This is a genomic window from Heyndrickxia acidiproducens DSM 23148 (genome assembly GCF_000374345.1).
In the GTDB taxonomy this organism is placed as follows: Bacteria; Bacillota; Bacilli; order Bacillales; family Bacillaceae_C; genus Weizmannia; species Weizmannia acidiproducens.
Map to the genome: position 1 here is coordinate 20,016 of NZ_KB894020.1, position 9,562 is coordinate 29,577.

At 45.3% G+C, this 9,562-nt stretch carries 15 protein-coding genes; 13 read left to right on the forward strand and 2 right to left on the reverse strand.

Annotation, left to right across the window (positions count from 1 at the left end):
• The first annotated feature begins 45 nt into the window (after positions 1 to 45).
• From sdhB to C232_RS0114840, 12 genes are all read left to right on the forward strand, one after another.
• Positions 46 to 813 (forward strand): succinate dehydrogenase iron-sulfur subunit, encoded by a 768-nt coding sequence (gene sdhB / locus C232_RS0114785; RefSeq protein ID WP_018664928.1) that lies wholly within the window; start codon positions 46 to 48, stop codon positions 811 to 813.
• Between the two features lie 74 nt (positions 814 to 887).
• On the forward strand, positions 888 to 1,397 hold the full coding sequence (locus C232_RS0114790) for an acyl-CoA thioesterase (RefSeq protein WP_051086244.1): 510 nt from the start codon (positions 888 to 890) through the stop codon (positions 1,395 to 1,397).
• Positions 1,398 to 1,557: 160 nt separating this feature from the next.
• Positions 1,558 to 1,782, forward strand: coding sequence for a helix-turn-helix domain-containing protein (locus C232_RS0114795; RefSeq protein ID WP_018664930.1), 225 nt, complete (start codon positions 1,558 to 1,560; stop codon positions 1,780 to 1,782).
• A 268-nt stretch (positions 1,783 to 2,050) separates the two neighbouring features.
• The gene (locus C232_RS0114800; RefSeq protein WP_018664931.1) at positions 2,051 to 2,248 is read left to right on the forward strand and encodes a DUF1049 domain-containing protein; all 198 of its coding nucleotides are present in this window, start codon (positions 2,051 to 2,053) and stop codon (positions 2,246 to 2,248) included.
• Positions 2,248 to 2,409, forward strand: coding sequence for a hypothetical protein (locus C232_RS19885; protein ID WP_018664932.1), 162 nt, complete (start codon positions 2,248 to 2,250; stop codon positions 2,407 to 2,409). The genes C232_RS0114800 and C232_RS19885 overlap by 1 nt, the downstream gene beginning before the upstream one ends.
• A gap of 25 nt (positions 2,410 to 2,434) precedes the next feature.
• Positions 2,435 to 3,520, forward strand: coding sequence for a DUF2157 domain-containing protein (locus C232_RS0114810; protein ID WP_018664933.1), 1,086 nt, complete (start codon positions 2,435 to 2,437; stop codon positions 3,518 to 3,520).
• Positions 3,513 to 4,040 (forward strand): GDYXXLXY domain-containing protein, encoded by a 528-nt coding sequence (locus tag C232_RS0114815; protein ID WP_018664934.1) that lies wholly within the window; start codon positions 3,513 to 3,515, stop codon positions 4,038 to 4,040. Before C232_RS0114810 ends, C232_RS0114815 begins: the two co-directional genes overlap by 8 nt.
• A gap of 203 nt (positions 4,041 to 4,243) precedes the next feature.
• Positions 4,244 to 4,690 carry a MarR family winged helix-turn-helix transcriptional regulator gene (locus tag C232_RS0114820; RefSeq protein WP_018664935.1) on the forward strand — a complete coding sequence of 149 codons (447 nt, stop codon included), beginning with the start codon at positions 4,244 to 4,246 and terminating at the stop codon, positions 4,688 to 4,690.
• 16 nt (positions 4,691 to 4,706) lie between these two features.
• The gene (gene racE / locus C232_RS0114825) at positions 4,707 to 5,516 is read left to right on the forward strand and encodes a glutamate racemase (RefSeq protein ID WP_018664936.1); all 810 of its coding nucleotides are present in this window, start codon (positions 4,707 to 4,709) and stop codon (positions 5,514 to 5,516) included.
• 229 nt (positions 5,517 to 5,745) lie between these two features.
• Complete coding sequence (locus C232_RS0114830; RefSeq protein ID WP_018664937.1) at positions 5,746 to 5,970, forward strand: hypothetical protein; 225 nt, start codon at positions 5,746 to 5,748, stop codon at positions 5,968 to 5,970.
• Positions 5,967 to 6,335: a spore coat protein gene (locus C232_RS0114835; RefSeq protein WP_018664938.1), complete on the forward strand. Its 369-nt coding sequence runs from the start codon at positions 5,967 to 5,969 to the stop codon at positions 6,333 to 6,335. Before C232_RS0114830 ends, C232_RS0114835 begins: the two co-directional genes overlap by 4 nt.
• Before the next feature lie 16 nt (positions 6,336 to 6,351).
• Positions 6,352 to 7,488, forward strand: a complete 1,137-nt coding sequence (locus C232_RS0114840) for a zinc-dependent alcohol dehydrogenase (RefSeq protein WP_018664939.1) — start codon at positions 6,352 to 6,354, stop codon at positions 7,486 to 7,488.
• A gap of 57 nt (positions 7,489 to 7,545) precedes the next feature.
• Here the strand turns inward: C232_RS0114840 and C232_RS0114845 are convergent, their stop codons facing one another.
• Both C232_RS0114845 and C232_RS0114850 read right to left on the reverse strand, forming a co-directional pair.
• The gene (locus C232_RS0114845) at positions 7,546 to 7,845 is read right to left on the reverse strand and encodes a spore coat protein (protein ID WP_018664942.1); all 300 of its coding nucleotides are present in this window, start codon (positions 7,843 to 7,845) and stop codon (positions 7,546 to 7,548) included.
• Positions 7,838 to 8,041 carry a hypothetical protein gene (locus tag C232_RS0114850; protein ID WP_018664943.1) on the reverse strand — a complete coding sequence of 68 codons (204 nt, stop codon included), beginning with the start codon at positions 8,039 to 8,041 and terminating at the stop codon, positions 7,838 to 7,840. Before C232_RS0114850 ends, C232_RS0114845 begins: the two co-directional genes overlap by 8 nt.
• A 149-nt stretch (positions 8,042 to 8,190) precedes the next feature.
• On the opposite strand from C232_RS0114850, the gene C232_RS0114855 reads away from it, so the two are divergent.
• Positions 8,191 to 9,234 carry a GerMN domain-containing protein gene (locus C232_RS0114855; RefSeq protein ID WP_018664944.1) on the forward strand — a complete coding sequence of 348 codons (1,044 nt, stop codon included), beginning with the start codon at positions 8,191 to 8,193 and terminating at the stop codon, positions 9,232 to 9,234.
• Positions 9,235 to 9,562 lie beyond the last annotated feature (328 nt).

The following is a 9,562-nucleotide window of genomic DNA, read 5'->3' on the forward strand; positions in this document are numbered from 1 at the left end:
AGCAGCAAAGCGCGAACAAAATCAAAATGAAAGAGGAGAATAAGGATGGGTGAACAAAAAACTGTTACATTTATCATTACACGCCAAGATAATCCACAATCAGAACCTTATGAGGAAACTTTCAAAGTCCCTTATCGTCCAAATATGAATGTGATTTCAGCCTTAATGGAAATCCGCCGCAATCCGGTCAATGCAAAAGGGGAAAAAACGACACCGGTTGTTTGGGAAATGAATTGTTTGGAAGAAGTCTGCGGGGCCTGCTCTATGGTGATTAATGGCAAGCCGCGCCAATCGTGTTCGGCGCTTGTGGATAAACTGGAGCAGCCGATCCGCCTTGCGCCAATGAGTACATTTCCGGTTGTCCGCGATTTGCAGGTAGACCGCAGCCGTATGTTTGATTCGCTGAAAAAGGTAAAAGCCTGGATTCCGATTGACGGAACTTATGACTTGGGCGAGGGCCCGCGCATGCCTGAGAAAAAGCGGCAATGGGCATATGAATTATCAAAATGCATGACTTGCGGGGTTTGCCTGGAAGCATGCCCGAATGTGAACAGCCATTCAAACTTTATCGGACCTGCGCCGCTATCCCAAGTGCGCTTATTTAATGCACATCCGACAGGCGCAATGAACCGGGATGAACGTTTGGAAGCAATCATGGGGGACGGGGGCTTGGCAAACTGCGGAAACTCGCAAAACTGTGTTCAGGCCTGCCCGAAAGGCATTCCGCTTACCACATCCATTGCTGCTCTGAACCGCGAAACGACATTCCATATGTTTAGGAGTTTCTTTGGCAGTGACCATGAAGTAGATTAATTGTATCAGGCTCCGCATCACGGACAGCGGGTATCCAATCAGATGCGGAGCCTGTTTTTATAAAGAGGAAACGAATGAACAATCATTCATTAGGAGGGAATTGGTTGAAAAACATCTCATACATTGATGATTGGACTTCCTGGCTGGAAGGATTTGAATTTTATCAGCCTGTAACCGTGCGTTTTTCTGAAACGGATATGTTTGGCCATTTAAACAATACGGTTCCTTTTATTTATTTTGAGCAAGCGCGGATCGCTTTTTTACATGAAAAAGGTTTTATGGCGGACTGGGCTGAAAAAGGCGCCAAAAGTATTCCGGTTGTAGCAGATTTGCAGTGCGACTATTTGAAGCAGGTTTTCTTTAATGAAAAGCTGCGGATTTATGTGAAAGTCGGGCGCGTCGGAAGTTCATCGGTCGACATCCATTATTTGGGCAGGAATGAGGCCGGTGACATTTGTTTTACCGGCCGCGGTACAATGGTGCAAATTCTGCTGGAAACGGGTAAAGGACTGGCCTGGACGGAGGAAGAAAGGGAACGGTTATTGGGTTCCGGACATGCATTATCGCCTCGGCACAGGAAATAATTTATTCCAGCAGACCTTACTTCGCCCTTTTTTTGCCTATTTATGCGTTTCCTTGCCTCGCCATGTCACTCCCCATACTGCCTTGACATATGATATCGTGACAATCTAAATACCCATCCCCGCGGTTTAAAGCTGGCGAAGGCAAGGAGGGTTACCATAGTTGAAGGACAATGATTTCACACATAAACCGCTGCTAACAAAAAGAGAAAAAGAAGTGTTCGAGCTGTTAGTCCAGGATAAAACAACAAAAGAAATTGCGGGCGAATTGTTTATCAGCGAAAAAACAGTTCGAAACCATATTTCCAACGCCATGCAAAAGCTTGGAGTGAAGGGGCGTTCCCAAGCTGTTGTGGAGCTGCTTCGCATGGGAGAATTAAAGCTTTGAAACAAAATCGGCTGCATTTGTGCAGTCGATTTTGTGCGTAGAGGGAGAAGGAAGCTATCTTACAAATGAATGCCTATGAAAGAAGCTATTTAACCGGTTTCCATTATCCCGCACACGTCTTAAAATTTATCCTGTTCTAATCAGTGGGGATAAAGGAAAACCCCCAGTGATGAAGTTTCACTTATTTTCTTCCACAGTAAGAAAACGGTTCAGACATCATATGAATTGTAGTAAGATGGACTTAAGATAGAAAAAAGGGGGAGTGCCAATGACAGTGAGACACGTAAATATCCCGGATATTATATTCCAGTTCATATTTTTTGCAATGATTGCTGCCGTGATCATAGCGGTTGTTTTATTGATCCGTTCATATTTTAATGGACGGAAGCAGCTGGATAGAATTGAACGACAGATCAAGGAACTGAGTGAGAAGATTGACCAATTTGATAACAAGGAGAAGAATTAATGATTGTTACCGCATTGATTTCCATTTTGTTTATGTTAGCTCTGACCGGGCTGGTTGTATTCCTGGTAGTTTATGTGATTAAAAGAAACAACCGCCTCAAGCGGATTGAGAATCAGCTAAGCAGGTTGAATGAAAAAATAGATCGAATCAATTATTCCTGATTAGGAAGAAAAAAGGGGGAGAGATATGCAGAGGCCGATCAGAAAAAAGGATTATGAAAAGATCCGGGATGAACTTGAATTTTTTGAACGGAACGGGTCGATAACAGCAGAGCAGAAAGATGACATGCTGGCACAGTACCAGGTTGCGGAAGGTGTTAGTTTTATACGGATTCTGCTGTTGGTGGGCGCCCTGTTATTGGGGGCGGGCGTGTTCAGCTTTATCGCCAGCAACTGGATGTATATCGGGAAGCCGGTTAAGTTTCTTATGATCATCGCTGCTGTTCTCGCTGTGGATCTGGCCGGCTGGAAAATGGAAAAGCGCCATCCGAAAACAGCGCGCGCCATGTATGATTTGGGGATTTTATTTTTCGGCGCCGGGATATTCCTTGTCGGGCAGATTTTTAATCTGGGGGGAGATTTTCGGAATGCTTTTTTGCTGTGGGGGCTCGGAACTTTGCCAATCGGCTGGATACTGAAAGATAAATGGATTTGCACCTTTGCATGCGGGTTATTGTTTTTCTTTCTCAGTATCGGGTTTGGTGAAAACGGGTACCCCACCATGTTGCTTATTGGGCTGGCAACGGCTTTCTTATACTGGCTCAATGTAAAAGTGATTGCTTCAAGGCTGTTCCTGTTTGCCGCCAATGCCCTCGCAATTGAAGTGCTGGCTGTTTTTTTCTTTAAACTCGCCGGCTTTGAAGACCGGTACGCGGTTTACCCGCTGATTGGTTTGTTCCTTGTTGGAATTTCGATGCTCGAAATGCCCGTGCAGGAAAAAATGAAAGCAGTTTTCCGGCTGCAGGGCCATCTGCTCCATGGCTTGGCCGGCATTCTTCTTACATTTTCATCCTATTGGGAGCAAACGTTTTTCGGCAGCCATTTTAACATCGTATTTTCAGTTGGCTACTTCTTATTTGTCTTATTCCTCATTAAAAAAGGCAGCCTTTTAAGCATTTTCATTTTGTGTGCGTTTATTTTGCGCTTTTACTTTGACTTTTCCTATGATTTTCTGCCAAAATCTGCCGTTTTTATCATCGGCGGCCTGATCTTCATTGCATTCGGCTATTATTTTGAAAAACAGCGGAAGGAAGGGGGAGACGGCCGTGCGTAATGGTTTTCAAAAAACAGCTGCCTTTGCCGTGCCCTTTTTGATTTTAATCGCCATGACAATCCCGCCCCTTATGACTCTGGCTTTCGGGAAAGAGATTGATCTTCAGATGAAGGCAGTTGACCCGACAGACGCTTTCCGCGGGGATTATGTAACTGTCAATCTTGAGGCGGAAACGGTACCGTCCAGCCGTCTGGACAATCAGGTGATTCAAAAAATCAAGCGCCATGAAAATGAGAAACATACGGTTTATGCCGTCTTGAAAAAAGGCAAAAACGGCAGTTATGTTGTAGATAAAGTGGTGGCAAAAAAGCCGGCATACGGGCTATATTTAAGAGGGACCATTGACATGTACTGGGGAAGTGCAGACAACGCCGCTGTCATTGATTACCACCTTGATCGTTATTTTGTTCCGGAAAATTCGGGAAAACAGCTGGAGAATGCTTCGGCTCAGGGAAAGGCACAGGCTGTCGTCAAAGTCTGGCGCGGCCGGGCCGTACTGGTCAATGTCAAAGCGGAGTGAAGCGGCTCCGCTGACCGGCTTACGCTGCCACTGAATTATTATGTTTGTTTTTTTAAAAAAATAGAGAACCCTTGGCAAAAAGTGGAAGAGCCCTGACCCCGGTTTACAAGCATAAAAACTCCTTCTTGAAATTTTCTGCGAAAAAGGTCAAAATAGCATATAGTAATCCTGCAGTAATTTAATAGAGAGGGGCCGCTTTTGGCATGGAAAAGCAACCATATTTACACGATCCTCAAGTCGTGGCGCAGCTCGAAAAAGATTTGCGCTACATTTCCGGGATTGTGAAGCAAAAGGGCCGGGAATTATTAAGCGATTATAAAATCACGCCTCCTCAATTTCTGGCATTGCAATGGCTTTTTGAAGAAGGGGATATGACAATCGGAGAATTATCGACAAAAATGTATCTGGCTTTCAGCACGACGACAGATCTTATTGACCGCATGGAAAAAAACGAACTGGTCCTGCGTGTGAAGGATCCGCGGGACAGGCGCGTTGTCCGCATCCATCTTTTGGAAAAAGGCCGTGTGCTGATTGATGAAGTGATTAAAAAAAGGCAGTTATACTTACAGGAAGTGCTGGTCGGATTTTCACCGGAAGAACTGGTAAAATTAAAAAACAACTTAGTAAAATTACATCAGGAAATGAAATAAGAATGAGGCGAGAATTTTGAATGCACCAATTGGGGTTATCGATTCCGGGGTAGGCGGCCTTACTGTCGCTAAGGAAATGATGCGGCAGCTGCCGAATGAGACGATCTATTATGTTGGGGATACGGCACGCTGCCCATATGGACCCAGGCCCGTTGAAGAAGTAAAAAAATTCACTTGGCAAATGATCCGCTTTTTGCTGGATAAACAAATCAAAATGCTGGTGATTGCCTGCAATACGGCAACGGCTGTTATACTGGATGAAGTGAGGGAACAGGTGAAAATTCCTGTCCTGGGCGTCATTTATCCCGGTGCGCGCGCGGCCCTCAAACATACGAAGAATTTTAAAATCGGTGTACTGGGGACAAGTGTCACCATCAACAGCCAGGCCTATGAACGGGCTTTAAAGAGCATCAATAAAAAAGTTGGCATCACGGCGCTTGCATGCCCGAAATTTGTGCCGCTCGTTGAAAGCGGCCAGTATAACAGCCCGATTGCGAAGAAAATTGTCGCAGAAACCTTGTATCCGATCCAAAATTGCGGAATCGATACACTCATCCTTGGCTGTACCCATTACCCGCTTTTAGGCCCGATTATTAAAAATGTGATGGGTAAAAAAGTATCGGTGATCAGTTCCGGGGAAGAAACAGCGCGGGAAGTGAGCACAATTCTTTATTTCCACGACTTGTTTAATATGGAAGATACAAGAGCGAAACACCGCTTTTTTACAACCGGATCAAGCAAGATTTTTGCGGAGCTGGCTTCCGACTGGCTCGAACAGGATATAACAGATGTAGAAACCATTTTATTGGGAGACACTTTCTCCTGATAAAATGGCTTTTTTTATCCCAACTAAACGGGCAGTAAGACTCCCACCTGGAGATTTAAGGACGAAGAAGATAGGTGGGAGATCAAACTGCCCGTAAAGTTCCGATTGGTTCAACTAACCATCAGTGGGGGATGAAGGAAAACCCCCACTGATGGAAGTTTCACTTTATGTAACGCATAGAACCGGGATATACGTGGCACAATACACCATGAAAAATGGAGGTGCAGGGATGGAAAACAATGGATTGGCTTACCATGAAACAATGGAGCTTCATGAAATGCTGAATTTCAAAACCACATGCTTATTAAAATCAAAAATGATGTCAGGACTGGTATTTGACCAGGATTTAAAAACGCTGTTGGAAAAAGATGTGCAGCAAACGGTTCAGGCGATTGAATCGCTTCAGGAGATGTACAAACTGCCAAATCAGCTGAACGGAGGGACGGCCCATTGATTCACGATTACCTTGAAGTTGAAAATGCGGAAGGAATGCCGGAGATGGCGGACTCGGCTTTGGCGCTTGAATTCCTGCAGAATATTAAAACAGGGATCAGAAATGCTGCAGCTGCCATTGCGGAATCAAGGACACCTGAAGTCAGGGTATTTTTAAAAAAACAGCTGGATGACGGGCTCGCGCTGCATGAGGAAGTATCCAAATTTATGATGAAAAAGGGCTGGCTCCATCCGCACCATCTGGAGGAACAGCGTAAAATTGATTTAAAAGCGGCAGAAACTGCCCTCATGATCGGAAAACTGAAGCTTTTCCCAGGCAATACTTCACGTATGGGGATGATGGCACAAATTGATGCGGATGAATAATTGAAGGGGGTTTATCATGAAAGCTGTAACATTTCAGGGAATAAAAGATGTGAAAGTGAAAGAAGTGCCAAGCCCTGTCATCAAGAAAAACGACGATATTATCGTTAGAGTTACGTCTTCTGCTATTTGCGGATCCGATCTGCATCTTATTCACGGGATGATCCCGAATTTTCCCGAAGACTATATTATCGGGCATGAGCCGCTTGGGATTGTTGAAGAGGCAGGCCCCGGTGTAACCAAGCTGAAAAAAGGCGACCGTGTCGTGATTCCTTTTACGGCTGCATGCGGGGAATGCTACTATTGCAAGCACCAGTTGGAAAGCCAATGCGATAACGCCAATGAGAATGGCGAAATGGGCGGCTTTTTTGGCTACTCGCATCTGACAGGCGGTTATCCGGGCGGGCAGGCTGAATATTTGCGTGTTCCATACGCCAATTTTACACCGTTTAAAATTCCTGAACATACTGAAATAAAGGATGACATCATGGTGTTGCTGGCAGATGTTGCGCCGACTGCATACTGGTCAGTGGACAATGCCGGCGTAAAAGACGGTGATACCGTTGTGGTGCTGGGCTGCGGGCCGGTTGGACTGCTCGCCCAAAAATTTGCCTGGCTGAAAGGGGCAAAACGCGTCATTGCAGTAGATTATATCGATTACCGGCTTGCCCATGCGAAAAAGCACAATCAGGTTGAAACCATCAACTTCGAACGGCACGACAATACCGGTGAGTATCTAAAAGAAATCACAAAAGGCGGTGCCGATGTTGTCATTGATGCGGTCGGGATGGACGGCAAAATGACACCGATGGAGTATCTCGAATCGGGGTTGAAACTCCAGGGCGGGGCGATGAGCGCACTCGTTATTGCAACCCAGGCAGTGAGAAAAGGCGGTACGATCCAGGTTTCAGGTGTGTACGGAGGCAGGTACAATGCATTTCCGCTCGGAGATATATTTCAGCGTAATGTCAATGTCCGGACAGGCCAGGCACCTGTCATTCACTATATGCCGTTTCTGTTTGATTTAATCTCCCGGGAAAAAGTGGACATCGGTGACATTATCACCCATGTGCTGCCGCTTGATGAGGCTGAAAAAGGATACGAAGTTTTCGATACAAGAACAGACAACTGCATCAAAGTCGTTTTGAAACCTTAAAGAGTCTGCCGCCGCTTTTGGTAACCATGTTACCGGAAGCGGCGGCAGACTCTTTCATTAAGGTAAAGGAAGTTTTAAAGCCGTTTGGGCGGCTTGCATATCGGTGTTTAACTGTTCCTGCAACTGGTACGGGTGATAATAGCCTTTTTCAATCATAAAATCGGTGATCTGTCCATGAAAGTCAATTGCGTTGTGAAGCTGCTGTGTCAAAGCCGCTCTGACTTCATCGGTTGCTGCTTCGGTCACGGCAAATGACAGCATTTTAATGCCGGATTTGACAGACGTTAACAAGTCGGTTGCAATGACCTGGTCCGACATACCGCCCAGTCCGATCAGATTTTGGATAACATTATTCATGTTTTTGCCCCCCCAGGAAAGATAATAATTGTCCAATATCCTGTTGTGTCTGCTGCGCATCATGGGAGAGCAATGATTTTAATGCCGGGTCCTGGGCAAAATGGGCCATCGCAGCAGACTTGGTTAAACAAATGTTTTTAAAAGTCAGGATCTCATGCATATCAAGCGTTTCGTGCAGTCCAAGTGATTTCTCCACTGGTTCTCCTCCTTTTTTCATTTTCACAGTCTAATTTTAGTATGAAGAGGAGTTGTGTATTTATACTGGCAGGGTGTAAAAAAGCGTTCTAATTTCTTTTCAGGCTCGTATACTTGGTAGTACAAACAGTCTTTAGGAGGGGAAAAAGGATGTCTAAAACACCGAGGGCGGTAATTGCCGCGGCTGCCGTACTGACAACAAGCGTTTATTTGTCGGGATGCGGGCTGTTTTCAAACAAGGAGCCGGAAAAAATAGATCCTCACCAAAATGTGTCCTATTCACTAAAGGATGGGACAAAGACAGCTGTTAATGCCAAAAAAGGCCAGGTGCTGACAGAACTTTATTTGATTGATAAAAACGGCTATGTTGTACCGCAGACCCTTGCGCTTCCTGACAGCAAGAGTGTCGCGAAACAGGCACTGGAATATCTTGTACAGGACGGGCCGGTTTCCAATCTTCTTCCTAACGGCTTCCGTGCGGTGCTCCCGGCCAATACACAAGTCAATCTGGCTGTAAAAGACAAGGTTGCGACCGTTAACTTTTCAAAAGACTTTAAAAGCTACAACGCGGCAGATGAACAAAAAATCCTCGACTCGGTTACCTGGACACTAACCCAATTTAATTCCATCAAAAAAGTAAAGTTCAAGATGAATGGGGTGGCCCTGAAGGATATGCCAGTGAACGGGACGCCGATTAACGCGGAAGGATTAACCAGAGCCATGGGCATTAATACCGATACTGACCGGGTGACAGATATTACCAATACCCATCCGGTAACAGTCTACTACCTGGCCCAAAATAACAAAAAAGAGTATTACGTGCCGGTTACAAAGCGCGTCTCCAACAAAGCGGAAAATGATGTAAAGGCAGCAGTAGAGGAACTCGTCAAAGGGCCGTCGCCAAACTCGAACCTTGTTTCCGGATTTATGGACGGTGTCGTTTTGCTGAATCAGCCGGAAATCAAAAACGGCAAAGTTAAGCTGAATTTTAATAAAGAAATCCTCGGCAGCCTCGATAAAAAAATGATCTCCAATGAAGTACTGAACCCGCTCGTTTTAACGCTGACAGAACAAAAAGGAATAAAACGTGTTGAAATTGAAGTAAATGGCAGCACGAAACTGGTCAGTGAAAATGGAAAATCGATTTCGGAACCGGTTACAAGACCGGAAAATGTGAACACAGGTAGTTTTTAATCGTATATTTTTGATATACTATAAGGTATGAAAGATAGGAGGTAGAGTTTACTACCTCTTATTTGTTGGTGCGCCGCGCATGACGATTCGCTAGGCGGCGAAAGTCCGCTATGGGGGTAGATAGCGACCAACCATTAGCCAAGAGCAAGGGTGTCCATTGTGAAGTGGAATCTGAAGGAAGCTGGAGGCAAAATTCTGACCCGAGGAACACGAATACCATCAGGCGTACTCTTACAGGGTAAGACTGCCAAACAAGTCAAAGCCCAAAAGCTATCCGGATGTGGAGGCGTAAATGGTACGGGTGCATGGAATGAAAGGGAATCGTCTT

What these genes read in the sequence shown, in the direction of transcription:
- C232_RS0114855 (WP_018664944.1), top strand. Translation starts at nt 8,191, where the DNA reads ATGTCTAAAACACCGAGGGCGGTAATTGCCGCGGCTGCCGTACTGACA.
- C232_RS0114790 (WP_051086244.1), top strand. Translation starts at nt 888, where the DNA reads ATGAACAATCATTCATTAGGAGGGAATTGGTTGAAAAACATCTCATAC.
- sdhB (WP_018664928.1), top strand. Translation starts at nt 46, where the DNA reads ATGGGTGAACAAAAAACTGTTACATTTATCATTACACGCCAAGATAAT.
- C232_RS0114810 (WP_018664933.1), top strand. Translation starts at nt 2,435, where the DNA reads ATGCAGAGGCCGATCAGAAAAAAGGATTATGAAAAGATCCGGGATGAA.
- C232_RS0114820 (WP_018664935.1), top strand. Translation starts at nt 4,244, where the DNA reads ATGGAAAAGCAACCATATTTACACGATCCTCAAGTCGTGGCGCAGCTC.
- C232_RS19885 (WP_018664932.1), top strand. Translation starts at nt 2,248, where the DNA reads ATGATTGTTACCGCATTGATTTCCATTTTGTTTATGTTAGCTCTGACC.
- C232_RS0114830 (WP_018664937.1), top strand. Translation starts at nt 5,746, where the DNA reads ATGGAAAACAATGGATTGGCTTACCATGAAACAATGGAGCTTCATGAA.
- C232_RS0114845 (WP_018664942.1), bottom strand. Translation starts at nt 7,845, where the DNA reads ATGAATAATGTTATCCAAAATCTGATCGGACTGGGCGGTATGTCGGAC.
- C232_RS0114800 (WP_018664931.1), top strand. Translation starts at nt 2,051, where the DNA reads ATGACAGTGAGACACGTAAATATCCCGGATATTATATTCCAGTTCATA.
- C232_RS0114840 (WP_018664939.1), top strand. Translation starts at nt 6,352, where the DNA reads ATGAAAGCTGTAACATTTCAGGGAATAAAAGATGTGAAAGTGAAAGAA.